This is a genomic window from Tenacibaculum sp. Bg11-29, assembly GCF_002836595.1.
Classification (GTDB): Bacteria; Bacteroidota; Bacteroidia; order Flavobacteriales; family Flavobacteriaceae; genus Polaribacter.
Genome location: NZ_PJBB01000003.1, coordinates 1,317,285 through 1,341,985, shown reverse-complemented (window position 1 = coordinate 1,341,985; position 24,701 = coordinate 1,317,285). Strand labels below are relative to the sequence as shown.

Genomic DNA, 24,701 nt, shown 5'->3' with positions numbered 1-24,701 from the left:
AACCAATCATCTCCATTTTTCTTATTTTTGCCCCATGTCTTTAAGAACAATCTGCACCTTTTCTATAGATTCTCCTTCAGAATTTAAACAACATTTATTCCAATGGTCAAAACAGTTTGAAACCACACTTTGGTTAGATTCTAATAATTACGAGCAAAATTATAGTTCTTTTGACTATTGTTTGGCTGCAGAAGAATTTACTTCTATAAAAACAGATTATTATAATGCTTTTGATAAACTAAAAGAATACCAATCATATACTAAGGATTATATTTTTGGCTATATTTCTTACGATGTAAAAAACGATGTTGAAAAATTAAAGTCAACTAATTTTGATGGACTTCACTTCCCTGATTTATATTTTTTTCAACCGCAAAAATTAATTTTTATTAAAGGAAATACTGTTGAATTCCATTACCTAAGAATGATCGATGATGAGCTGGAAGAAGATTTTGAAGAAATTATTGCTACTAACATAATTACATCTTCAAAAGAAATAAAGAATACATCAAAAGAGGAGAAAATAAAAATAAAACTTAGAATTCATAAAGATCAATATTACAAAAAGGTAAATACCATTTTAGATCATATAAACAGAGGTGATATATATGAAGCTAATTTTTGCCAAGAGTTTTATGCTGAAAATACAGTAATAGATCCTTATAAAATATATCAACATTTAAACGATATATCTGAACCTCCTTTCGCTACATTTTTCAGACACGAACATCAATATTTATTATCTGCTACTCCAGAAAGATATATAAAAAAAATAGGCGATAAAATAATATCTCAACCTATAAAAGGTACAGCTAAACGTTTAATTGATAAAATTGAAGATGATAAAATTGCATTCGATTTATCGCGTGATGAAAAAGAACGTTCAGAAAATATAATGATTGTTGACTTAGTTCGTAATGATTTATCTAAAATAGCAAAAAAAGGGAGTGTACATGTTGAAGAATTATGTAAAGTATACTCTTTTAAACAAGTACATCAAATGATTTCAACAGTAGTCTCTGAAACAGAAACTAATACGCATCCTGTTGATATAATCAAAAACACTTTTCCAATGGGAAGTATGACCGGAGCTCCAAAAATATCTGCAATGCAAATCATTGAAAAATTAGAAGAAACTAAACGTGGATTGTATTCAGGAACTATCGGTTATTTTACTCCAAGTGGAGATTTCGATTTTAATGTTATTATTAGAAGTATTTTATATAACGCTGATGAAAAATATGTTTCATATTCAGTCGGCGGAGCTATTACAGCAAAGTCTACACCTGAAAAAGAATACGAAGAATGCTTACTAAAAGCAAAAGCAATGAAATATGTTTTACTAAATAGTAAATAGATTACTATCTTGACCCAAAAAATAGAAAATGAATTTTACAAACCCATTAGTATATGGTGTACCTTGTTTTTTAGGGCTTATTTTACTAGAACTCACATATAGCAAAACGCATGATAAAAAAGAACTTTACAGTTGGAAAGATTTAGGTGCTAGTTTAACTATGGGTATTGGCTCTGCTATTCTTGCTCCTTTAATAAAGACAATTTCTGCAATTATTATTTTTAATTATGTTTATGACGTTTTTAACCCTCTAGTAAATGGTATCCGTACCAATATCATGGGTTGGGAATCTTTTGGTTATGCTTGGTATGTATGGATTGTTTGTCAACTATTAGACGACTTTAGCTATTACTGGTTTCACCGACAAAATCATATGGTTCGTTTCTTGTGGGCAGCACACATTGTACATCACTCTTCAGACAATTTTAATTTAGGAACCGCAGTTCGTAATGGCTGGTTTACAATTTTATATAAACCTTTTTTTTATATGTGGCTTCCTGCAATTGGTTTTCCACCAGAAATGGTCGTCGTTTGTTTAGGTATTGAAGCTTTATGGCAATTTCAATTACATTCAGTATATATTCCAAAACTTAAATTTATTGATGTAATATTTAACACACATACAATGCATCAAGTACATCACGCTAAAAACGTAGAATATATGGATAAAAATCATGGAGGGTTTTTAAATATTTTTGATAGAGTTTTTGGAACATGGAAAGAGCTTGACGAAAAAGTCGAAATCCAATACGGTGTAACACATGCTCCTGACTCATATAATCCTTGGGTAATTTTAACTCATGAATATAAAGATATTTGGAACGACACCAAAAAGTCTAGCAATTGGATTCATAAATTTATGTATATTTTCGGACCTCCAGGGTGGAGTCATGACGGAAGTACAATTAGCGTTAAGCAGATGCAAAAAATTATTTTACAAAAAAATAAGGATTAATGATTATAGAACAAGAAGAGAAATTCAAACACGTGCTATCTAAAATAGAAGGTACCGTAAATGAACAAAGTTTTTTTAATAAATTTTTAGACTTATACCCTGAAGCTTGGAAAAAACATAAAATTACATTTTCAAAATTTAAGAGAAGTAAACAATTCGGCCGAACAATTCCATTACCCAAACCAGAAGTTTCTTTAAGAAAAGAAATTAGACAATGGTTACATAAACAATAAATTATGCTGCATCAAGAATTTAACTTCAAATATCATAAAACTACTTTTTTTGGCCAATTCTGGAAACCTGAAACTATAAAAGGAGTTGTTATTATTATTCACGGAATGGGAGAACACTCTGGTCGCTACCAACATGTTGCCAAAAAGTTAACTGACAATAATTTTGGTGTTATTGCTTTTGATCATTTTGGCCATGGCAAAACACTAGGTAAACGTGGTCACAACCCTGGTTTTGATACTGTGTTAGAAAGTATTTCAAAATTAATTGATAAAACAAAAGAAATTTTTGATAGCAAACTACTCTTTTTATATGGACACTCGATGGGTGGTAATGCAGTAATAAATTATACACTTCGTAGAGAAAATAATTTAACAGGTGTCATTGCTACAAGTCCTATGCTAAAATTAGCATTCGATCCGCCAGCATGGAAGCTATCATTAGGTAAGATTATGCAAAAAATTGCTCCTGCTATAACATTAGGTAATGAACTAGATGCTAATGATATTTCTCGTGACAAGGCAGAAGTTAAAAAATATATAGACGACCCATTAGTACATGATAAAATTAGTCCTAACTTTTCTTTATCATTTATTGATTCTGGTGAGTGGGCAATTCAAAACGCTTCATCATTAAAAGTACCAATGTTATTATTACATGGTACAGGTGATAAAATTATTGATTTTAAAGGAACGGAAGCTTTTGCAAATAACTCTGACAAAGCAAACTTAAAACTTTACAAAGGTGGTTATCATGAATTACAAAATGATTTATGTAAAGAAGAAATGTTACAAGACATTGTTAATTGGCTAAACAGCCAGCTATAAACCAATTACAAGAATTAAAATGCTTCAAAAACTAGCAGAACATATTGATGAAAATTTTTCATTTTTAAAAAACAAAAAACTTCTAATTGCTATTTCTGGAGGAATTGATAGTGTTGTTTTGTCTCATTTATTACACCAATTATGTTATACTATTTCTTTAGCTCATTGTAATTTTCAGTTAAGAGGAGAAGAAAGTAATTTAGATGAAGAATTTATTAACAACTTAGGAATTAAATTAGATATTACTACTTTTTCAATTCGATTTGAAACTAATAAATATTCAAAAAAAAATAAACTTTCAACTCAATTAGCTGCAAGAAAATTGCGTTATGATTGGTTTCAACAATTAACTGAAGAAAATAATTTCGACTATATCTTAACAGCTCATCATGCTGATGATAATTTAGAAACTTTTTTAATTAATTTAACCAGAGGTACAGGCTTAGATGGTTTAACAGGAATCCCACCTGTTAACAAAAATATTATACGCCCGTTACTTGTATTTTCAAGAGAAGAAATAGAAGAACATGCTTTAAAAAATAATATTAAATGGCGAAAGGATGCTAGTAATTTAGAAACAAAATATGTTAGAAATAAAATAAGACATAAAATTATTCCTATTCTTAAAGAACTAAATCCAAGTCTATTAAAAACACATAACAAAACTACTGAGTCTTTAAAGCAATCTCAGCAAATTATTACTGACAAGATAAAGGAAACATCAATAAAAATAACATCTAAGCAAGATGACATACTAAAAATAAATATTTCTGAATTAGTAAAATTATCAAACCCAAAAGCTTATTTATACCAACTTTTAAAAAGGTATAAATTTACATCATGGAATGACATTTATGATCTAATTTATGCGCAATCAAGCAAGAAAGTATTAACAAATTCATATACTTTAATAAAAGACAGGGATTTTTTATTACTTTTACCCTCTGATAAAAAACTCACTTCTAAAAGTGAACAAATTATCATACACAAAGGAGATGTTAAGGTAATAAATCCTATAAACTTATTGTTTGAAGATGTAAATAAAAAAACAATTTTTGACAAAAATAGTATTTATGTTGATAAAAATTTGTTAAATTACCCCCTAATCATTAGAAGATGGCAAGAAGGTGATTTTTTTTACCCAACAGGAATGTTAGGTAAAAAAAAGATTAGCAAATATTTTAAAGACGAAAAATTATCAATTTTGGACAAAAAAAACATTTGGTTACTTTGCTCAAATAATAATGAAATCATTTGGATTATTGGTAAACGACAAGACAGACGTTTTTCATCTACTAATAACACAACACAATTATTAAGATTAACTATTTAAAAATAACCCACTATAAACTAAATCGAATGAAAAAACTCATTACTCTTTTTTTATTATTCTTAGGTTTAACGGTTTACTCGCAATCTGATGATAACCCAATTGTCGTAACCCCTACCGTTGAAAAAGTTTCGGAAACTGAATACGACTTAATTTTTGAAATTGAAATAGCAGAGGATTGGCATTTATATTCTCAATACAACCCTGAGGATGCTTCTTTACCTATGACTATTTCTCCTGCTGAAGGACAAAGTGGATACACACTTAACGGAAAAGCAAAAGAAGGAGAAACAGAAACTGAATTCAGTGAAATTTGGGGAAAAGATGAAATATTCTTTGTTGATGAAGGAAAACTAGTACAAAGAATAACTGTTTCTGATGCAACCTTAACTCTAATCACTCTTAATTTAGATGCACAAGTTTGTAAAGAATACTGTTTACCTTTCGATGAAGACTTTACTTTTTCATTAATTGGAGAAAAAGTATCTCAAACTGTTACTGAAGTAGATGATAAGAGTCAATCTTTATCACAATCACTAAACTTAAACTTAAAAAACACTGCTTTATTAAAAAATACGGCAGAAAAAAACACTGAAGAAAAAGGCGGTGATACATTACTTAATATTTTTCTATTAGGTTTTGTTGGAGGTTTATTAGCCTTTTTAACACCTTGTGTTTTTCCAATGGTACCTTTAACTGTATCATTCTTTACAAAACATACTGAAAAGAAAGGAAAAGGAATTGGTAGTGCTGTTTTATATGGGTTCTTTATTATATTAATTTACGGCCTGTTAAGCTTACCTTTTCACTATTTAGACACTTTAGATCCTGAAATTTTAAATAGTATTTCAACCAATATATGGTTAAATGTATTTTTCTTTGTAGTGTTAATTTTCTTTGCTGGTTCATTCTTTGGTTTTTATGAACTAACATTACCTAGTTCTTGGAGTAATAAAGCTGATAGTGCTTCGAATATTGGAGGAATTATTGGTACATTCTTTATGGCTTTAACCTTAGCAATTGTATCATTTTCTTGTACAGGTCCTATTTTAGGTTCACTTCTAGCTGGTTCATTAGGATCTAGCGGAGGAGCTATGCAATTATCAGCTGGTATGATCGGTTTTGGTACTGCTTTAGCATTACCTTTCGCTTTGTTTGCTATGTTCCCAGGATGGTTAAATTCGCTACCAAAATCTGGTGGATGGTTAAATACTGTAAAAGTTTTCTTAGGATTTTTAGAATTAGCATTCGCATTTAAATTTTTATCAAATGCTGATTTAGTAGGTCACTGGGATTTATTTAAGAGAGAAATTTTCATAGGTCTTTGGGCGCTAATCTCTTTATTAACTGCATTATATCTATTTGGTATTATTGGTAAAAAATACGGTAAGATTTCTTTCTTTAGAATCTTATTAGGTGTTGCAGCTTTAGCATTTTCGGTATATTTAGCTCCAGGTGTTATGGAAAAACCAGCATGGAATCAAAATAAATTTTTAAGTGGATTTGCTCCACCTCAATTTCATAGTATTTACAAGAAAGACAATAAATGTCCGTTAGGGTTAAATTGTTTTAAAGATTTTGAAGAAGGTATTGCTTATGCAAAATCTGTTAACAAACCTGTTTTATTAGATTTTACAGGTTGGGCATGTGTTAACTGTCGTAAAATGGAAGAAACTATTTGGGTAAAACCAGAGATTTATTCTTTAATTAATAATAATTTTGTTTTAATTTCATTGTACGTAGATGATCATGAAAGACAATTACCTAAAGATGAACAATTCGACTTTATTAAACCTAATGGTAAAGTAAAAAGAATTAGAACTTACGGTGATAAATGGGCGACATTACAAGTAGCTAATTTTAAAACAGCTTCTCAGCCATTTTATGTGTTGATGAGTCCTGAATTAGAACTTTTAAATTCACCTCAACAATATTCTGATCACACAGCCTATTATGATTGGTTAAAAACTGGATTAGATAACTTTAATAAAAACTAATCAACTTTTAAAATATTTCAAAAAGCCTCTTTTATAAAGAGGCTTTTTTTTATATCTTAACATAAAAAAATATGACTCCAGAATCAATTATTAGTGTTTTTTTAGGAATTGGACTAGCAGCTTCAGTTGGCTTTAGAGTATTCCTCCCACTTTTTGCACTAAGTTTAGCGGGTTATTACAATATAATTCCTATAAATGAAAATTGGAATTGGGTAGCAAGTTCATCTGCTTTAATTACCTTAGGCATTGCTACTCTATTAGAAATATTTGCATACTATATTCCTTGGTTTGACAACTTATTAGATACTATTGCGATTCCCTTAGCTGCTATTGCAGGAACAGCTGTTATGGTATCAACAGTCGCTGACTTATCTCCTATAATCACCTGGGCTTTAGCAATAATAGCTGGTGGAGGAACAGCTTCTGTAATTAAAGGAACTGCAGCCTCTACAAGATTAGCATCAACTGCAACAACGGGTGGTATAGCAAATCCTATAATTTCGACTGTTGAGACAGGCACATCAATTCTTATGTCATCCTTCTCAATCTTTTTACCAGTAATTGCAATACTATTGGTAATCTTACTTTTTTTTAGTTTCAGAAAGTTATACAAATTATTTTTTTATAAATCATCCACTTCAAAAAAACAGTAAATACTTCTAAACCAAATTCCTAAAGAAATTTAGCTATCTTTAACAGAAAAAAGAAAGCTATGCTTATAAAAACCTATGGATCTGCTGTTTTTGGTATTGAAGCTACCACAATTACCGTGGAAGTAAATATAGATAAAGGAATCGGCTACCATTTAGTTGGCTTACCTGATAATGCTGTACGAGAAAGTTCTTATCGTATTTCTGCTGCACTAAATAATAATGGTTTTAAACTTCCTGGAAAAAAAATTATCATTAATATGGCTCCTGCTGATATTCGTAAAGAAGGTGCTGCTTATGATTTAACCTTAGCTGTTGGAATACTTGCTGCATCTAATCAAATTAAAGCTACCAACATTAGTGAGTATGTAATTATGGGAGAACTTTCTTTAGACGGAAGTTTACAACCTATTAAAGGTGCATTACCAATAGCAATTAAAGCCAGAGAAGAAGGTTATAAAAATTTTATTCTACCAAAAGAAAATGCAAAAGAAGCTGCCATTGTTAATGATATAAATATACTGGGGGTAGAAAATATTATGGATGTTATTAATCATTTAGAAAATAAAGAAATGATTAAACCAACAATAGTTGATACTCGCGCTGAATTTTATAAGCATGTAGATTTTCCCGAATTTGATTTTTCTGACGTTAAAGGTCAAGAAAGTATTAAACGCTGTATGGAAATTGCAGCAGCTGGAGGTCATAATATTATTTTAATTGGTCCACCTGGGGCTGGAAAAACAATGTTAGCCAAAAGGTTGCCGTCTATATTACCTCCTATGACATTGCAGGAAGCTTTGGAAACTACAAAAATCCATTCCGTTGTTGGTAAGGTAAAAAACTCTGGACTTCAATATAGTCGCCCATTTAGATCTCCACATCATAGCTGTTCAGATATTGCTCTCATTGGTGGGGGGAATAATTTACCACAACCTGGAGAAATTTCTTTAGCTCATAATGGTGTATTATTTTTAGATGAACTACCCGAATTTAAAAGAGGAGTTCTTGAGGTTTTACGACAGCCTTTAGAAGATAGAGAAGTTACTATTTCTAGGGCTAGATTTTCGGTAAACTATCCAAGTAGCTTTATGTTAGTCGCAAGTATGAATCCAAGTCCATCGGGCTTTTTTAACGACCCTGATTCTCCAATGACATCATCTCCTGCCGAAATGCAACGTTATTTAAGTAAAATTTCAGGTCCACTGCTTGACAGGATTGATATACATATAGAAGTAACTCCTGTACCCTTTGAAAAATTATCAGAAGATAGAAAAGGGGAAACTAGCGTTGCTATTAGGGAACGTGTAACAAAGGCTAGAGAAATACAAACTGAACGTTATAAAAATTCAAATACTGTACATTACAATGCTCAAATGAATGTAAAACAAATTCGAGAGTTTTGTAAACTTTCTAAAGAAAGCAGTAATTTACTAAAAGTTGCTATGGAAAAGCTAAACCTTTCAGCAAGAGCCTATGATAGAATATTAAAGGTTTCTCGTACTATTGCTGATTTAGACGCCTCAAACAATATAAAATCCGATCATATAACTGAAGCCATTCAATACAGAAGTTTAGATCGTGAGGGTTGGTTAGGATAAAAGATTAAAAAAACATTCCTTTTCTAGAAAAATTAGTAATTTAGTACACTGTAAATAATTAAACTTACCAACCAATGAAAAAAATAGTTTTCTTAGTGGCAATTGCCATTACTATGGTTTCTTGTAAAAAAGAACAAAACAACTTTGTTTCTTTTTCAGGGAAAATCACCAATAAAAATTCGGATTCGATCGTTATTTCTAATCCTCAACTTAAGTTCAATAGAGTAATTAAGGTTGATGAAAATGGTGTTTTTAAGGATACAATGAATCTTAAAGATGGATTTTATCGTCTTTCTGACGGAAAAGAAGGTACTACTTTGTACTTAAAAAATGGTGCTAATGTTAACATGACACTTGACACTAAAGAATTTGATGAAACTGTTGTTTTTACAGGAGAAGGGGCTAGTGAGAGCAATTTCTTAGCGAAAGCAGCTTTACTACAAAAAGGTTTTTTTAAAGATAAAGCTTTATTTGAATTACCTAAAGAGGAATTTGAAACAAAGACAAACAACTTTATAAATGAGTTTAATAAAAGAATTGAAACTACAAAGTTAGATTCTACTTTTGTTTCTTTTCAAAAGAAAAACATAAAAGGTTTAAAACAATATTTAAACAAAACACATGCAGACAAGTTATATTTAGCTAAAAACTTAGCGAAAGGAATGGCTTCTCCAAAATTTGTTGACTATGAAAACATTAAAGGAGGTACAACTTCTTTAGATGATTTAAAAGGAAAATATGTATATTTTGATGTTTGGGCTACTTGGTGTAATCCTTGTAAAAAAGAAATTCCTTTTTTACAAAAAATGGAAGAAAAATACCATGGAAAAAATATTGAATTTGTAAGTATTTCTGTTGATCAAATGAAGGATCATGAAGCTTGGAAAAAAATGATTGCTGATAAAAAATTATCTGGAACACAATTATTTGCTGATAAAAACTGGAAATCTAAATTTGTTACTGATTATGTTATTAATGGAATTCCTAGATTTATTTTAATCGATCCACTAGGAAACATTGTTAATTCAAATGCTCCAAGACCATCTGACCCTAAGTTAATTGAGTTATTTAACTCTTTAGAACTTTAATTAAAATATTAATAATATATAAAAATCCCGTGACTAAGTTGCGGGATTTTTTTGTAACCTTAAGTTCATTTGTTTCTTATCTTATATGTGATACTGAAATAAATTTAGACTGACCTCAATGGCCGAGAAACGGCATCCTTTTTATAACTATTAAAGAAATGTGTCATTACGAGAAAGCGAAGTAATCTTCATCTTAAAATGAGATTACCACTGTACAAAAAAGTGAATTTAGTAAAAAACATAGTGGATAGCCTATTAAAACTCCAAAAAAGATAATCAAAGCATTAGTAAAAGATTCCTATGTCATCCTTTATTGTAACGACAAATAAAAACCCCTTACAAATTAAAGCAAGGGGTTCGTATTTTTATATGATTCTGAAACAAGTTCAGAATGACAGCTATTTATTAGTATCTGTAGTGCTCTGGCTTATATGGCCCTTCAACAGTTACACCAATATAAGATGCTTGATCAGAACGTAATTCTGTAAGCTCTACTCCTATTTTTGCTAAGTGTAATTTTGCTACTTTTTCATCTAAATGTTTTGGTAACATGTACACTTCATTCTCATAAGAACTACGGTTTGTCCATAATTCAATTTGAGCTAAAGTTTGGTTTGTAAATGAATTAGACATTACAAAACTTGGGTGACCAGTTGCACAACCTAAGTTTACTAAACGACCTTCTGCTAAAATAATAATATCATTTCCTGCGATATTATATTTATCAACCTGTGGTTTAATAGTATCTTTTGTACTTCCATGGTTTGTATTTAACCAAGCCATGTCAATTTCGTTATCGAAATGCCCAATGTTACATACGATAACTTTGTCTTTCATTGCTTCGAAATGACGACCTTGAATAATATCTTTATTTCCTGTAGTTGTAATAATAATATCAGAATTACCAACAACAGTTTCTAATTTTTTAACTTCAAAACCATCCATTGCAGCTTGTAAAGCACAAATAGGATCAATTTCTGTAACAGTTACAATAGAACCTGCACCTTTAAATGAAGCAGCTGTACCTTTACCTACATCACCGTAACCACAAACAGTTACACGTTTACCTGCTAACATAATATCTGTTGCTCTACGAATTGCATCTACTGCAGATTCTTTACAACCATATTTGTTATCAAATTTAGATTTAGTTACAGAATCGTTTACGTTAATTGCTGGCATTGGTAATGTACCTGCTTTTACTCTATCGTATAAACGGTGAACTCCTGTTGTAGTTTCTTCAGATAATCCGTTAATTCCAGCAGCTAATTCTGGGTAACGATCTAAAACCATATTTGTTAAATCACCACCATCATCTAAAATTAAGTTTAATGGCTTCTTATCCTCTCCAAAAAATAATGTTTGTTCAATACACCAGTCAAATTCTTCTTCTGTCATATCTTTCCAAGCATATACAGGTGTTCCTGCAGCGGCAATAGCAGCAGCAGCCTGATCTTGTGTAGAAAATATATTACAAGAACTCCAAGTTACCTCAGCACCTAAAGCTTGTAATGTTTCAATTAAAACCGCAGTCTGAATCGTCATATGTAAACATCCTGCAATTCTTGCTCCTTTTAATGGTTGCTCGTTTTTATATTCTTCACGAAGACTCATTAATCCTGGCATTTCAGCTTCTGCCAAGTCCATTTCTTTTCTTCCCCAATCAGCTAAAGAGATATCTTTAACTTTAAAAGGTACGTATGTAGCGGTTTTTGTGCTCATATTTATGTATATTTATGTATCTAAATTTTTGAGTCGCAAAATTACGAAATAACTTTCTAAAATATGCCTGTTCACAAAACATTAACTGTAAACGAAACTACTAAAGTATTGATTTGGAAGATTGAAGAATCTTTTGAGGATCTATCTGAAGGTATCGAACTGACTAAGAGAAGTAACGATCGCGTTAACGGTATGAAGTCTGATTTACATCGTAGAGGCTTTTTAAGCGTTCGTCATCTATTAAATGAAATAGGTTATACTGATGCTGATTTAATGTATGATGAGTTTGGTAAACCTCATTTAAAAGATGGTAAATTTATTTCGATAACACATTCTTTTACTTTTTCTGGAATTATAATTTCTGATGATAGTCCAGTAGGAATAGACATCGAAAAACAACGTGATATGATTTTAAAAATAGCGCATAAATTTACACCTATTGAAGCCTATAAATCAATAGCAAATCACGACGCTTTAGTTAGTAAGTTAACAATTGTTTGGGGAGCTAAAGAAAGTTTATATAAAATTTACGGAAAGAAAAAATTACTCTTTTTAGATAATATTTACATTGAAGATTTTTCTTTTGAAACGAATGAAACTTCTGGTAAAATTTTATATGAGGGTGTTACCGATGAATATAAAATTCACTTTTTAGAAACAGAAGGCTTTACTTGTGTGTATGCGCAATAAAAAGGCTTTCTTAAAAAGATTACTTTCTTCTCAGAAATGACATCCACAAACTTTGTAACTTTGCTTCTTTGAAACTTTTTTTATGAAAATATCAGTAGAACTTACCTTAACACCACTTCAAAACAAATTTGAAGAACCAATTATCAATTTTATAAAAAAGCTGAGAGCTTCGGGCTTAACAGTACTTGAAAATCCGTTAAGTACACAAGTGTATGGAGATTACGATACTGTAATGAAATTAGTAACTGATGAATTAAAAAATACTTTCGAACTAATTGATAGCGGAATATTATTTATGAAAATTGTAAAATCTGACCGTAGCAATTATGAACCAAGTTTTTGATTTACTTTTTAGTCAGTATGCGACGTATACTACTTTAGATATTTGGTTAGAAATTATAGCAGTTATTTTCGGTTTTTTATCGGTTTGGTTTTCTAAAAAGAATAAAATTTGGGTATTTCCTACTGGTATGATTAGCACCATAATTTTTGTATATCTATTACTAAAATGGCAACTTTTAGGTGATATGATGATTAATGGGTACTATTTTATCATGAGTGTATATGGTTGGTATATTTGGACTCGCTCTGTTGATAAAACACATGTTACTCCTATTTCAAGAACAACTACAAAAGAAAAGAAAATTAGTATTTATATATTCTTTGGTACGTTAATTTTCGTATATGCTGTATATACTTATTTTGATAAATGGAATAATTGGACAGCATATGTTGATACTATTACCACAGCTATTTTCTTTGTTGGAATGTGGTTGATGGCAAAAAGAAAAATTGAAAATTGGATCTATTGGATTATTGGTGATGTTATTTCTGTTCCATTATACCTCTACAAAGGTTTTACTTTTACAAGCTTTCAATATTTAATATTTACCTTTATTGCCGTTAGCGGTTATTTAGCATGGAAAAAAAACTTAGACAACAAAGCAGCAATCTTGTAAAGGTTGTTTTATTTGGTCCTGAAAGCACAGGAAAAACTACGTTATCTGGACAATTAGCGCGCCATTATAATACAGTTTGGGCACCAGAATTTGCACGTGATTATTTGCAAGAAAAATGGAATAATGAACGTAAAATTTGTGAACAAAAGGATATTCTTCCTATTGCTGAAGGACAAATAGCATTAGAGAACAACTTAGCTAAAAAAGCAGACAAAGTTTTAATTTGTGACACCGATTTATTAGAAACAAAAGTATACTCAGAAGAATATTATGGTGGTTTTGTAAATCCTAAACTTGATAAAGCTGCTATCGAAAATTCGTATGATATTTATTTCTTAACTTATATTGATACTCCTTGGGAAGCTGACGATTTACGTGATAAACCTAGTGAACGTCTAGAAATGTTTGCTGCTTTTGAGAATACGTTACAAAAATACAACCGCCCTTATATTTTACTTAAAGGAGATAAAGAGACGCGCCTTAAAAAAGCAGTTGAAATTATTGATGATTTACTTTCTAAAAAAGAAAACTTATATTCTTTCTCTGATACATTAACAGATTTAGATATGCATTTTATGCATCAAAATATTGATACAAACGATTATTCTATATAAGATGAATACTCATGAACTTATAAAAGAACTAAAATTTAAAGCAATTAGAAGTTCTGGTGCTGGTGGACAACATGTAAACAAAGTGTCTTCAAAAATTGAACTGACTTTTGATGTAGTAAACTCAAAAGAATTATCAGAAAACCAGAAGGAAGTACTCTTTAAAAAACTAGCTACTCGGCTTACAAAAGAAAATGTGCTACTTCTTTTTTCTGATGAAAGTCGTTCTCAACATAGAAACAAAGAACTTGCTATAAAACGTTTCTTAGAAATCATAACACAAGGTTTAAAAAGACCTAAAATTAGAAGAGCTACAAAACCAAGTAGGGGTTCTATTCGAAAGAAAGTAGAAAACAAAAAACGGCAAGCATCAAAAAAAATACTTCGTAAAAAACCATCCTTAGAGTAGTTTTCATTTTCTAAAGCTTTTTCTTTTTTGGATTAAAAAATCCATTTTAAAAAAAGATGAATTAAGGCTATTAAAAATTATCAATTCTTTATATGCTATTCACAAAATCTGTTTTACATTTGCAGCGTTCTCATAAAGGGGTGCCTATATCGGCTGAGATCATACCCAATGAACCTAGAACAGGTAATGCTGTTTAGGGAGGCGATAATCGCCATTTTGTAAAACAAGTAATTGTGAACGAAGTAAAATAATCTTTATATACAAGATTGTTTCACTATACTCGCAAACAACTAATTATTCGACAATAATAAAAGAATAATTACCTCTTTTTATTCGATTTTATTTTATAAAAAAATGAGACCGATCTCTTTTAATAAACAAATGAAAACGCTAGCTTTTCTAATCGTATTATTTACTACTATAACAGTAAATGCACAAAACTTCATCTTATCTGGTAAAGTAGTTAATAGCAATCAAAAACCACTTGTTGGCGCTACAATTGTTGTTAAACAATTAAAAAAAGGAACTTCTTCTGATTTTGAAGGGGGCTTTAAAATAAAACTAACAAAAGGAACACATCGTATTGCCGTTTCTTATGTTGGATTAAAAACTTTAATTCAAACTATTACAATAAAAAAAAATGAATCTATTACATTTCAATTAACATCAAATGAAAATGTATTAGACGAAGTATTAGTTTCTGCTGTTCGTGTAAAATCAGATGCTCCTGTAACGCATTCAAACCTAACAAAAAAAGAAATAGCTAAGCGTAATTTAGGACAAGATATTCCTATTTTATTAAACTACTTACCAAATGTTATTTCTTCATCTGATGCTGGTGCTGGAGTTGGATACACTTATATTCGTGTTCGTGGTTCTGATGCTTCTCGTGTTAATGTAACCGTAAACGGTATTCCTTATAATGATGCTGAAAGTCAAGGAACTTTTTGGGTAAACATGGGAGATTTTGCCTCATCAACTCAAAGTTTACAGTTACAACGTGGTGTTGGTACATCTACTAATGGTTCTGGCGCATTTGGTGCAAGTTTAAATATTCTTACTGATGCTGTTGCTGAAAAAGCTGGTGGAGAAATTTCCAATTCTTTAGGCTCTTACGGAACCAGAAAACATACTGTAAAATTTACAACAGGTAAAGTAAATAAGCATTTTGAATTTGCTGGTCGTTTATCTAATATTTATTCTGATGGTTATGTTGATAGGTCTTCATCTGATTTAAAATCATACTTTTTACAAGGGAGTTATACTGATGAAAACACGTTGATAAAAGCCCTTGTTTTTGGAGGAAAAGAAAAAACAGACCAAGCTTGGTATGGTTTATCAGCTGCAGAATTAAAAGAAAACCGTCGTCAAAACCCTTATACCTATGATAACGAAACTGATAATTACCAACAAGACCATTACCAATTACATTGGAATGAGAAATTAAACGACAATTGGTCAACTAATATTGGACTAAATTACACACGCGGTAAAGGATATTATGAACAATTTAAAGAAGGGAAAGATGCTGCTGATTACAATAATTTAATTGTTGATGGTAGTGATGTTATTGTTAGACGATGGTTAGATAACCACTTCTACGTTATTAACGGAAATACAACATATAAAAATGATAGACTAGAAGTTATCTCTGGTTTTTCTTATAGTAAATATGATAATGATCATTACGGAGAAGTAATTTGGGGAAGTGATTTAGCACCAAATGTTAGTATTCGTGATCATTATTATGACAGTACTTCTAACAAACATGACTGGAGTGCCTTTTCTAAAGCAACGTTTAATGTTTCTGATAACTTGAAAGCTTATGTTGATTTACAAGGTAGAATTGTAAAATACAAAACAGTAGGGTTAACATCTGATAGAAATCCAATTAATATAAACAAAAAATATCGTTTCTTTAATCCTAAGGTTGGATTAACGTATAACGTAAACAAAGAAAATAGTTTATATGCTTCTTATGCTAAAGCTAACAGAGAACCTAACAGAAATGATTTTGAAGGAGGAAATTCTAAACATGAAAGTTTAGATGATTATGAGTTAGGATGGCGTTTAAAAAACAAAACTGTAAAACTAAGTACGAATGTGTATTATATGAATTACAAGAATCAATTAATTTTAACTGGAGCTATTGATTCAAATACAGGGGAACCATTAAGAGCTTCAAGCGGTCGTAGTTATAGATTAGGTTTAGAAATTGATGCTGACATCAGTTTAACAAAAAGTTTTTCTGTGCGCCAAAATATTGCAGTTAGTCAAAATAAAAATGTTGATTTCTTTACTAATAGAGACAACGCCTTGCAAGAGTTAGGAAATACGACTATTGCTAATTCTCCAAATATTGTAACTGGTAACACTTTTGTATATCATCCATCAGATAATTTTCAAATAGCGTTTTTAACAAAGTTTGTTGGAGAACAATATTTAAGTAATACAGATACTAAAGCATCAAAATTAGATAGTTATTTTACTAGTGATTTTAATATAATGTATGAATTAAAAACAAAATCAATATTTAAATCTATTGTATTTACTGGCTTGATAAATAATGTTTTTAATAAAGAATATGTAGATAGGGGTTATATTTATTTAGATGATTGGTCTACACCAGGAACTACACAAGAAGCACAAGGTTATTATCCGCAAGCTACCATTAATTTCTTAGCAGGTATTACTTTGAAATTTTAAAAATACTTTTAAAAAAATAGAACTTAGCTACTTAATGCAGTAACATCTTTAAAATTAAATAAAAAAATATGAAAAATTTAAAAGTAACAACAATTTTAGTCTTATCCTTATTTACTTTAATACTTAATAGTTGTAGTAGTAATAATAATGACCTTGAAGACACTCCTAAAGTAATCAATCTTGAAGATGTTAAAATATCAGATTTTCCCTTATTTGGAATTACTCCTGTATCTATCGAATTTGTAGCCCCTACTATTGTAAATAATAAAGAAACAAAATTTGGAGAAATTAATATCATAATCCCTAATACTATTTCTTTGAATGGAATTGCTTCTTCTATTACATCAAACGAATTAAACTTAAGTAAATTCAATATTTTACCTAGTAACAATACTATGCTTAATTTTGAAATGCAAACCCATATTTATACGATTGTAAATGTTTTTGATGAATCAGAAGAGTTATTGCATTATGCTGTAAATATTAAACAAGAAACAGCTCCTGTACATTCTAGTTTAACCATTAGTGATTTTAAATTTGAGTCCACAAAAAACACTCAATTAACTGAAGATATTATTATCGAGCATAAATTTGATAATGGAGACAGACAAGATATTTATTTATTCGCACCTGAAGGAACAAACTTTTCAAACTTAACTCCAACAGTTACATTTGATGCTGAAGAAGTTTTTTTTACACAAAATTCTTCTATTCCTATTGTAAATATAGATACGCCATATCCAACTGTAGATACTAATTTTGATTTTTCATATCCAAAAAGTTTTATTATAGTATTAAGAGATAACACTAGTAATAGAATGAAATGGGTAAATGTTTTTGTGGATGTTAAAAACCCTGTACAACTAGAAAGTACTGATATTACAACACCAAACATAACAGCACTTGGTTCTTCAAAATATTTTAATGGTATTACAAAATGGAAGAATGTAGGTAATCATAAAATTGAGTTTAAATCGGCAACTACATATGAAAATAAAGTTCCTGATATTACTGGAAATATTATAAAGGCTGACAGAGTTTTGGTTGCAGGTGGTTTAGTTCCTGGAGAAAGTGCAAGCGTTAATATTTTAGTCAAAGAAAATTTACCTATGGGAGAATACAAAACTACAGCATTATTCCATACTAGTTTTTTGGGACACAATACTGTTAACAACATCGTTAAACCAATAAAATTGAACATTATATCTAACCTAGTAAATTAATATCATTCTTCTTATTAAGAATGAAAATCGTTTATTCTTAATTAAGAATTTGATTATGTAACTGCTTCACTTTTTTTTCTTATAAGACCTAACTTATCCATATTGACTTTCTTTATAAAAAGAGATAACTTAGCTAACTACTTATTATCACGAATAAAGTAATATTTAATTTAAAATTTATAAGAAATAAAAATATTATGTCTATAAACTATTCTTTTGGTCTTCCTCTCAAACATAATTTCGCTGAATATGTATATTATCAAGGATTAATTCTTCCTCATGAGATAGATAGAATACTAAATTTTTGGGACGATAATAAAACGATAAAAGCAACAGTTGACGGAGAAAGTAAATATAACGATGAACTAAGAAAAAGTGCTGTTATGTTTATTGAAAATAACCAAGAGAATGATTGGATTTACAGTAAGTTGGCAGGTCTTGCTGTTAATTGTAATAATGAAAGATATTGGTTTGATTTGTTAGGTTTTCATCAAGAATTACAACTTACAAGGTATTCTGAAGGTGATTTTTTTGATTGGCATTTAGATTTTGGTGCTGGTGAAATTTCAGCTCGTAAACTAAGTATGACTATTCAATTATCAGACCCTGATGATTATGAAGGTGGTGATTTACAATTTATGATTAATCAAAAAATAGTAAGTGCTCCACGAGAAAAAGGCACAATAATTATTTTTCCGTCCTTCATTATTCATAGAGTTACTCCAATAACCAAAGGTACTCGCCAATCAATTGTTGGCTGGGTTTCTGGTCCTCCTTATAGATAAAATGCTCATAAACTAGCACAAAAAACTATTAATTTTAAAAAATGAAACTTAAAAAGAAAAACTTAAACAAGATAGAGGAGTTCTTAGAAAAATTTAGTGAAAAATATTCTTGTTATTATGAATCTTTCTATGAAATAAGAAAAGGACGAAAACTTAGTTTAAAAATTGGTAAAAAAATAGGCAGTGATTTAACTAAACTAGAAAAAATTAATGAACAAATATGGGATTTTTCTTCAGTTTACTCATGGAATTTCACTTCTTTTTTGTGTAGCTCACTTTGGAATACTGATGAAGTTTTACATAAAAACGTTAGTACATTTGTAAATAAAATATTACTAAAACATAACCAGGTTTCAGAGAAAAAAACAGAACAAAAAAAAGAAATTAATCTCAAAAAATTAAAAAAAAATGTTGATATTTCCCCCTACACGGTTTTCTGGGAAGCTAAAAGTATATTACCTAAAAATAATGATAAAGAAGGTTGTTTAGACGTTATATTAAAGGCATTATCTAATATTGATGAGGACATAGGTGAACACGGTATAAGTAATTATAATTCTTATTTTGAACCTGTAAATGAAGATGCACCATCTTATGATGAACATTTGGAGTATCAGGAATACTATATAAAACTTTTAAAAAAGGTAAAAAGAATTGAAACTGTTACTCAAAAAGAATTTGAATACACCTATACTATAGAAATAAATGAACCTACTGGAGTTATAAACATAGATACTCATAAATCAGACCATGATGACTCATATTATATTTCGTTTCTATCTTCTATTTACTGGGATACACCAGAAAAATATCGAAAAAATATTTACACTAGTTTTCACAAATCACTCGATCAATTTAATAATAGACCCGAGAAACCAATTTCTATTGAGCTCTTAAAGGCACGAAATAACACTTATGATTCTCCAGAAATAGCTCAACTATTAATTGATTATGCAACTCCTTTATGGGGAAAGATAAACGAACTTTATAAGTTTAATTATGTTATAAAAATAATAAACGAAATGCCCTTATATGGGCAGGAGGTAAAAAAGGAATTAGCTAATGAATTAGCTAAAAAAGAGAAAATATCTGAAATTAAAAAATATCTAGATTTTTTCAAAGAAAGTAGTTTTCATTTTATATTAAATCATGAAAAACTCAAAAAATCTCTAATAAAAAAAGTATCACAAACTAAAGGTAATAGAATAATAGCAATTCAGCACCTTGCTTATTTTAGCGATGAAGAAGTACAGCAGGTTTTTATAAACTGTTTAAGTGATTCTAATTCATCGATTGTATATCAAGCTATAAAGGCACTTTCACACCAAAAAAACCTAACTTTAAGTATACAACACATTAAAGAATTATTTTTAAATAATGATAAATTAGAATATTATTTAAAAGATACAATTTTTGTGTTTTCAAAAATAAAAGACCCCGTATTATCTGAATTTTTAATATCCTTAAAAGAAACATATATTAAAAATATAATAAGTGATGAATCTTGGTTTTATTATAAGACTAATTTAAAAGATGATGTTAATTTTAATGAGTATGATACCTGCCATTTTGATAAATTTTATTCAAGCACATTAAATTGGTTTGATCTAATACCTGAAGATATTACGAACCTAGACTCATACGAAAATAATATTAACGGAATTATTAAGTTAGTTTTAGATTACTGGAAGTGTGAATGATGCTAATAAACAATTTTAAAACATAAAAAAGCGAGCATTAAGCTCGCTTTTTTTATAAATCCATTTTACCAACTGCGCAACTAACAAATGATTTTGCTTTATGCAGTACGGTATTTTTATCACCAACCTCAGGATAACCAAGCTTAGATAATTTTTCTTTTACTATCAGTAGAGTAGTTTCGTTTGTAAATAAAGTAACTAATGATTTTTCTACATTAACATTTACTTCGCTTACTTCGCTTACTTCATTTATTGATTTTAGTCCATTAATAATTGTATTTGCACAACCACCACATTTTAAATTCTCTATATAAATTTCTTGTTTCATTTTATTTTGTTTTTTTCTTCCCATTCTAAATAACCTCCTAAAACATTGTATGGTCGAAAACCTTGTTTTAATAAAATATCTGAAGCAATTTTAGATCTTCCTCCAGATCGACAGTACAAATAAACTGGTTTTGTTTTATCTAATTTATCTAAAGCTATGCTTTTAAAATCATGTTCTGTTACATTTATTTCTATGGCGTTTTCAATAGTTCCTTTTGCGCATTCCTCAGGAGTACGCACGTCTAGTAACTGAATATTTTTATTAGCTTTTAAAATAAATTGTAAATCACCAATAGTTATATCTTTTACTGCATTTTCTTTTGAAGTACAAGACATTATAATTGTAAAAATTAATCCTATAAAAAGAAGATTATTTTTCATTATTTTTATTTTAAGGTTGACGGACAAACATTTGCTGTTCTTGAAATATTCGTTTCTTTTATTGCTTTATAACCACCAGCTACATCAATTACATTATGGTAACCTCTTGCTTTTAAAATTGATGAAGCGATTACCGAGCGATACCCACCCGCACAATGAATATAAAAATTCTCTTCTTTAGGAAATTCTTGAATATGATCGTTTAAAAAATCTAACGGAGTATTTGGCACATCAATAATATGTTCATTTTCATATTCTCCTGGTTTACGAGCATCAAATACTTTCGAATTATTATTTATAGCTACTTCTAAATCATTAGCAGAAACTGAACGTAAAGTATCAATTTCTTTTCCTGATACTGCCCAAGTATCAAAGCTACCATCTAGATACCCTAAAACATTATCAAAACCTACACGTGATAATCGTGTAATTGTAGTCTCTTCTTCACCAATAGGAGTTACCAATAAAATTGGTTGTGTTACATCTTTTATTAGAGCACCTACCCAAGGTGCAAACGTACCTCCTAAACCAATAAAAATTGATTGTGGTATAAATCCTTTAATAAAGTCAAATTGATGACGGACATCTAAAATTATAGCATCTGTTGTATTCGCTACTTTTTCAAAATCAGAAACTGATAACGCTATTGCTCCGTTTTTTATAACTTCATCAATAGATTGATATCCTTCTTTGTTCATTTTTACATTTAAAGGAAAATAAGCTGGTGGAGGTAATAATCCGTCAGTTACTTCTTTTACAAATTCTTCCTTAGTCATATCAGCTCGCAAAGCATAGTTAGTTTTCTTTTGGTCACCAATAGTACCAACAGTTTCTTTACTTAAGTTTTTACCACAAGCTGATCCTGCTCCGTGTGCTGGATATACAATAACATCATCTTGTAATGTCATGATTTTCGTACGTAAACTATCATATAAAAGCCCTGCAAGATCATCAATAGTAAGCGTTCCTTTTTGTGCTAAATCAGGACGACCAACATCTCCTAAGAATAAAGTATCTCCACTAAATATTGCATGATCTTTGCCTTTCTCATCTTTTAATAAATAAGAAGTGCTTTCCATAGTATGCCCTGGCGTATGCAATGCCGTAATTGTAATATTCCCTACTTTAAAAACCTCTCCATCGGTTGCTATGTGAGCTTTGTAACTTGTTTTAGCTGTTGGTCCATAAACAATTGTTGCTGCTGTTTTCTCTGCTAAAGTTACATGTCCACTAACAAAGTCGGCATGAAAATGAGTTTCAAAAATATATTTAATCGTACCATTATCTTTTTCTGCTTTTTTTATATACGATTGTACTTCACGTAACGGATCTATTATAGCAACTTCTCCATTACTTTCAATATAGTAAGCTCCTTGTGCTAAACAACCTGTATAAATTTGCTCTATCTTCATAATATTAATTAGTCATACGCTTGGTGTATATACTGTGCGTATTTTTTTTGATTTTGATTATCTCCTGTTTTAAAAAAATTTACTGCGCCATTTGCCCGCATGAAAAAATGATCTAAACTAACCACTTCTAAGACTCCTCCTCTAAAAAAAGCATCTCTCACAGGGCCTTTTACTCCTGCAAAATAAAATGCTATATTTCTTTTATTATAATATTTAATACGTTCTTTTAACATTTCAATACCAGTACTATCAACACGATTTATACTTTCTGCATCTAATACGATTAACTTTAATGTTTTACCTTTTTCTTCAACCATTTCCTCTAATTTCTCACGAAAATAATTTGAATTTGCATAAAACAATTGTGCATCAAAACGAAATACTAATACTTCTCTATCTGTTACGACTTCATTAAATCTATGTTTATTTCTGTAAAAATCAGAATTTGGGACTTTTCCTAATTCAATTACATAAGGTCTTGAAGTTCTAAAAATTAACACTATTAAAGATAAACCCACACCTATTAAAATTCCATGTTCAATTCCAAAAGTTATTGTTGAGAAAAATGTAGCTATTAATAACCAAAAATCTAAATTATTAGCCCTCCAAAGTCTTTTAGCTTCTTTAATATTTATTAAATTAAACACTGCTACGATAATAATTGCAGCCAATATTGTTTTTGGTAAATGGTAAAATAAAGGTGTTAAAAAAAGTAATGTTAGTATAACTATTAAAACAGATACTATTGCTGAAACGCCAGTTTTTCCACCAGCTTCCTCATTTATAGCTGAACGGGAAAAACTAGATGTTGACGGGTATGATTGAAATAGAGAACCAACAATATTACTTAACCCCAAAGCTACTAATTCTTGATTAGGTCTTATTCGATATTCATCTTGTTTTGCTTCAAGTGTTTTACCTATTGAAATAATTTCGAGATATCCAACCATTACCAGTGTTACTGCAATTGGAAATAACTCTCTTACCAAAGCAATATCAATAATAGGAATTGTAAACTTAGGTAAACCTGAAGGAACACCTTTTACTATTGCAACGTCTAAAAAATAATTTTCAAAAAAGCGAAGTACTATTATTCCTAAAACAACAACGATTAGTGCATTCGGTATTTTTTTATTTATTTTTCTAAAAATCATAATTATAATACAAGCTATAACTCCAATAATAGTTGTATTTATACTAAAGTATGATATTCTATTAATAATATCTTCTAAAAGAATGTGTACTTGATCACTTTGTAAAAATTCTACTCCAAATAAATTTCTAAATTGATTTAACCCAATAATAAGTGCTACAGCCGATGTAAAACCTATAATTACTGGTCTTGACAAAAAGTTAACAATAAACCCTAAACGAAACAGTCCCATTAAAAGCTGAATACTTCCTACCATTAATGCTAATAAAATTGCTATTGCAATATAACTTTCAGAACCTATTAGCGCCAATGTAGACACTCCTGTTGCTACAATTAAAGAATCCATTGCTACAGGACCAATCGCTACTTGTCGTGATGAACCAAAAACAGCATACATTAGTTGTGGCATTAAAGCTGCATACAAACCATAAATAGGTGGTAAACCTGCAATTAAGGCATACGCAATTCCTTGAGGAATTAGTACAGTTGCAACAGTTATACCAGCTACAATATCACCTCGCAATTGTGATTTTTTATAACCTGGTAACCATTCTAATATGGGTATGAGTTTTTTTAATAATTTCATT

23 protein-coding genes are annotated in these 24,701 nt (G+C 29.8%); 18 read left to right on the top strand and 5 right to left on the bottom strand.

Annotation, left to right across the window (positions count from 1 at the left end; translation table 11 throughout):
• Positions 1-34: 34 nt before the first annotated feature.
• From CXF68_RS06045 to CXF68_RS06005, 9 genes are all read left to right on the top strand, one after another.
• Positions 35-1,357: an anthranilate synthase component I family protein gene (locus tag CXF68_RS06045; RefSeq protein ID WP_101043437.1), complete on the top strand. Its 1,323-nt coding sequence runs from the start codon at positions 35-37 to the stop codon at positions 1,355-1,357.
• A gap of 28 nt (positions 1,358-1,385) precedes the next feature.
• Positions 1,386-2,312 (top strand): sterol desaturase family protein, encoded by a 927-nt coding sequence (locus CXF68_RS06040; RefSeq protein WP_101043436.1) that lies wholly within the window; start codon positions 1,386-1,388, stop codon positions 2,310-2,312.
• Positions 2,312-2,545, top strand: coding sequence for a hypothetical protein (locus tag CXF68_RS06035; protein WP_101043435.1), 234 nt, complete (start codon positions 2,312-2,314; stop codon positions 2,543-2,545). Before CXF68_RS06040 ends, CXF68_RS06035 begins: the two co-directional genes overlap by 1 nt.
• Before the next feature lie 3 nt (positions 2,546-2,548).
• Positions 2,549-3,370 carry an alpha/beta hydrolase gene (locus CXF68_RS06030; RefSeq protein WP_101043434.1) on the top strand — a complete coding sequence of 274 codons (822 nt, stop codon included), beginning with the start codon at positions 2,549-2,551 and terminating at the stop codon, positions 3,368-3,370.
• A 19-nt stretch (positions 3,371-3,389) separates the two neighbouring features.
• The gene (tilS, locus tag CXF68_RS06025; protein ID WP_101043433.1) at positions 3,390-4,703 is read left to right on the top strand and encodes a tRNA lysidine(34) synthetase TilS; all 1,314 of its coding nucleotides are present in this window, start codon (positions 3,390-3,392) and stop codon (positions 4,701-4,703) included.
• 26 nt (positions 4,704-4,729) lie between these two features.
• Positions 4,730-6,697, top strand: coding sequence for a cytochrome c biogenesis protein CcdA (locus CXF68_RS06020; protein ID WP_101043432.1), 1,968 nt, complete (start codon positions 4,730-4,732; stop codon positions 6,695-6,697).
• Positions 6,698-6,768: 71 nt separating this feature from the next.
• Positions 6,769-7,350 carry a DUF4126 domain-containing protein gene (locus CXF68_RS06015; protein WP_101043431.1) on the top strand — a complete coding sequence of 194 codons (582 nt, stop codon included), beginning with the start codon at positions 6,769-6,771 and terminating at the stop codon, positions 7,348-7,350.
• Between the two features lie 59 nt (positions 7,351-7,409).
• Positions 7,410-8,948, top strand: coding sequence for a YifB family Mg chelatase-like AAA ATPase (locus tag CXF68_RS06010; RefSeq protein ID WP_101043430.1), 1,539 nt, complete (start codon positions 7,410-7,412; stop codon positions 8,946-8,948).
• Between the two features lie 74 nt (positions 8,949-9,022).
• Positions 9,023-10,036, top strand: a complete 1,014-nt coding sequence (locus tag CXF68_RS06005; protein WP_101043429.1) for a TlpA disulfide reductase family protein — start codon at positions 9,023-9,025, stop codon at positions 10,034-10,036.
• 405 nt (positions 10,037-10,441) lie between these two features.
• Here the strand turns inward: CXF68_RS06005 and ahcY are convergent, their stop codons facing one another.
• Complete coding sequence (gene ahcY / locus CXF68_RS06000) at positions 10,442-11,758, bottom strand: adenosylhomocysteinase (protein WP_101043428.1); 1,317 nt, start codon at positions 11,756-11,758, stop codon at positions 10,442-10,444.
• Positions 11,759-11,821: 63 nt separating this feature from the next.
• On the opposite strand from ahcY, the gene CXF68_RS05995 reads away from it, so the two are divergent.
• From CXF68_RS05995 to CXF68_RS05955, 9 genes are all read left to right on the top strand, one after another.
• A complete protein-coding gene (locus CXF68_RS05995) occupies positions 11,822-12,448 on the top strand; it encodes a 4'-phosphopantetheinyl transferase superfamily protein (protein ID WP_101043427.1) in 627 nt (208 codons plus the stop codon).
• Positions 12,449-12,530: 82 nt separating this feature from the next.
• Positions 12,531-12,791 (top strand): thiamine-binding protein, encoded by a 261-nt coding sequence (locus CXF68_RS05990; RefSeq protein WP_101043426.1) that lies wholly within the window; start codon positions 12,531-12,533, stop codon positions 12,789-12,791.
• Positions 12,775-13,407, top strand: a complete 633-nt coding sequence (gene pnuC / locus CXF68_RS05985) for a nicotinamide riboside transporter PnuC (protein ID WP_101043425.1) — start codon at positions 12,775-12,777, stop codon at positions 13,405-13,407. The genes CXF68_RS05990 and pnuC overlap by 17 nt, the downstream gene beginning before the upstream one ends.
• Complete coding sequence (locus tag CXF68_RS05980) at positions 13,368-14,021, top strand: AAA family ATPase (RefSeq protein ID WP_101043424.1); 654 nt, start codon at positions 13,368-13,370, stop codon at positions 14,019-14,021. The genes pnuC and CXF68_RS05980 overlap by 40 nt, the downstream gene beginning before the upstream one ends.
• Before the next feature lies 1 nt (position 14,022).
• Positions 14,023-14,427: an alternative ribosome rescue aminoacyl-tRNA hydrolase ArfB gene (arfB, locus tag CXF68_RS05975; protein WP_101047374.1), complete on the top strand. Its 405-nt coding sequence runs from the start codon at positions 14,023-14,025 to the stop codon at positions 14,425-14,427.
• A gap of 381 nt (positions 14,428-14,808) precedes the next feature.
• Positions 14,809-17,133, top strand: a complete 2,325-nt coding sequence (locus tag CXF68_RS05970; RefSeq protein WP_101043423.1) for a TonB-dependent receptor — start codon at positions 14,809-14,811, stop codon at positions 17,131-17,133.
• A 68-nt stretch (positions 17,134-17,201) separates the two neighbouring features.
• Positions 17,202-18,356 carry a hypothetical protein gene (locus tag CXF68_RS05965; protein ID WP_101043422.1) on the top strand — a complete coding sequence of 385 codons (1,155 nt, stop codon included), beginning with the start codon at positions 17,202-17,204 and terminating at the stop codon, positions 18,354-18,356.
• A gap of 197 nt (positions 18,357-18,553) precedes the next feature.
• Complete coding sequence (locus tag CXF68_RS05960; RefSeq protein ID WP_101043421.1) at positions 18,554-19,141, top strand: 2OG-Fe(II) oxygenase; 588 nt, start codon at positions 18,554-18,556, stop codon at positions 19,139-19,141.
• Between the two features lie 41 nt (positions 19,142-19,182).
• The gene (locus tag CXF68_RS05955) at positions 19,183-20,841 is read left to right on the top strand and encodes a HEAT repeat domain-containing protein (RefSeq protein WP_101043420.1); all 1,659 of its coding nucleotides are present in this window, start codon (positions 19,183-19,185) and stop codon (positions 20,839-20,841) included.
• 52 nt (positions 20,842-20,893) lie between these two features.
• Here the strand turns inward: CXF68_RS05955 and CXF68_RS05950 are convergent, their stop codons facing one another.
• Genes CXF68_RS05950 through CXF68_RS05935 form a run of 4 tightly spaced genes read right to left on the bottom strand, consistent with a single transcriptional unit; the run spans position 20,894 to position 24,700 of the window.
• Entirely contained in the window at positions 20,894-21,169 is a 276-nt protein-coding gene (locus CXF68_RS05950) for a heavy-metal-associated domain-containing protein (RefSeq protein WP_101047372.1), read from the bottom strand.
• Complete coding sequence (locus CXF68_RS05945) at positions 21,166-21,549, bottom strand: rhodanese-like domain-containing protein (RefSeq protein ID WP_101043419.1); 384 nt, start codon at positions 21,547-21,549, stop codon at positions 21,166-21,168. The genes CXF68_RS05950 and CXF68_RS05945 overlap by 4 nt, the downstream gene beginning before the upstream one ends.
• Before the next feature lie 5 nt (positions 21,550-21,554).
• Positions 21,555-22,961 (bottom strand): rhodanese-like domain-containing protein, encoded by a 1,407-nt coding sequence (locus CXF68_RS05940; protein ID WP_101043418.1) that lies wholly within the window; start codon positions 22,959-22,961, stop codon positions 21,555-21,557.
• A gap of 8 nt (positions 22,962-22,969) precedes the next feature.
• A complete protein-coding gene (locus tag CXF68_RS05935; RefSeq protein WP_101043417.1) occupies positions 22,970-24,700 on the bottom strand; it encodes a SulP family inorganic anion transporter in 1,731 nt (576 codons plus the stop codon).
• Position 24,701: the final 1 nt, after the last annotated feature.

What these genes read in the sequence shown, in the direction of transcription:
- CXF68_RS05955 (WP_101043420.1), top strand. Translation starts at nt 19,183, where the DNA reads ATGAAACTTAAAAAGAAAAACTTAAACAAGATAGAGGAGTTCTTAGAA.
- CXF68_RS06020 (WP_101043432.1), top strand. Translation starts at nt 4,730, where the DNA reads ATGAAAAAACTCATTACTCTTTTTTTATTATTCTTAGGTTTAACGGTT.
- CXF68_RS06010 (WP_101043430.1), top strand. Translation starts at nt 7,410, where the DNA reads ATGCTTATAAAAACCTATGGATCTGCTGTTTTTGGTATTGAAGCTACC.
- ahcY (WP_101043428.1), bottom strand. Translation starts at nt 11,758, where the DNA reads ATGAGCACAAAAACCGCTACATACGTACCTTTTAAAGTTAAAGATATC.
- CXF68_RS05965 (WP_101043422.1), top strand. Translation starts at nt 17,202, where the DNA reads ATGAAAAATTTAAAAGTAACAACAATTTTAGTCTTATCCTTATTTACT.
- CXF68_RS06045 (WP_101043437.1), top strand. Translation starts at nt 35, where the DNA reads ATGTCTTTAAGAACAATCTGCACCTTTTCTATAGATTCTCCTTCAGAA.
- CXF68_RS05995 (WP_101043427.1), top strand. Translation starts at nt 11,822, where the DNA reads ATGCCTGTTCACAAAACATTAACTGTAAACGAAACTACTAAAGTATTG.
- CXF68_RS05935 (WP_101043417.1), bottom strand. Translation starts at nt 24,700, where the DNA reads ATGAAATTATTAAAAAAACTCATACCCATATTAGAATGGTTACCAGGT.
- CXF68_RS05980 (WP_101043424.1), top strand. Translation starts at nt 13,368, where the DNA reads ATGGAAAAAAAACTTAGACAACAAAGCAGCAATCTTGTAAAGGTTGTT.
- CXF68_RS06035 (WP_101043435.1), top strand. Translation starts at nt 2,312, where the DNA reads ATGATTATAGAACAAGAAGAGAAATTCAAACACGTGCTATCTAAAATA.
- CXF68_RS06005 (WP_101043429.1), top strand. Translation starts at nt 9,023, where the DNA reads ATGAAAAAAATAGTTTTCTTAGTGGCAATTGCCATTACTATGGTTTCT.
- CXF68_RS05945 (WP_101043419.1), bottom strand. Translation starts at nt 21,549, where the DNA reads ATGAAAAATAATCTTCTTTTTATAGGATTAATTTTTACAATTATAATG.
- tilS (WP_101043433.1), top strand. Translation starts at nt 3,390, where the DNA reads ATGCTTCAAAAACTAGCAGAACATATTGATGAAAATTTTTCATTTTTA.
- CXF68_RS05970 (WP_101043423.1), top strand. Translation starts at nt 14,809, where the DNA reads ATGAAAACGCTAGCTTTTCTAATCGTATTATTTACTACTATAACAGTA.
- CXF68_RS05960 (WP_101043421.1), top strand. Translation starts at nt 18,554, where the DNA reads ATGTCTATAAACTATTCTTTTGGTCTTCCTCTCAAACATAATTTCGCT.
- CXF68_RS06040 (WP_101043436.1), top strand. Translation starts at nt 1,386, where the DNA reads ATGAATTTTACAAACCCATTAGTATATGGTGTACCTTGTTTTTTAGGG.
- CXF68_RS05940 (WP_101043418.1), bottom strand. Translation starts at nt 22,961, where the DNA reads ATGAAGATAGAGCAAATTTATACAGGTTGTTTAGCACAAGGAGCTTAC.
- pnuC (WP_101043425.1), top strand. Translation starts at nt 12,775, where the DNA reads ATGAACCAAGTTTTTGATTTACTTTTTAGTCAGTATGCGACGTATACT.
- CXF68_RS05990 (WP_101043426.1), top strand. Translation starts at nt 12,531, where the DNA reads ATGAAAATATCAGTAGAACTTACCTTAACACCACTTCAAAACAAATTT.
- CXF68_RS06030 (WP_101043434.1), top strand. Translation starts at nt 2,549, where the DNA reads ATGCTGCATCAAGAATTTAACTTCAAATATCATAAAACTACTTTTTTT.
- arfB (WP_101047374.1), top strand. Translation starts at nt 14,023, where the DNA reads ATGAATACTCATGAACTTATAAAAGAACTAAAATTTAAAGCAATTAGA.
- CXF68_RS06015 (WP_101043431.1), top strand. Translation starts at nt 6,769, where the DNA reads ATGACTCCAGAATCAATTATTAGTGTTTTTTTAGGAATTGGACTAGCA.
- CXF68_RS05950 (WP_101047372.1), bottom strand. Translation starts at nt 21,169, where the DNA reads ATGAAACAAGAAATTTATATAGAGAATTTAAAATGTGGTGGTTGTGCA.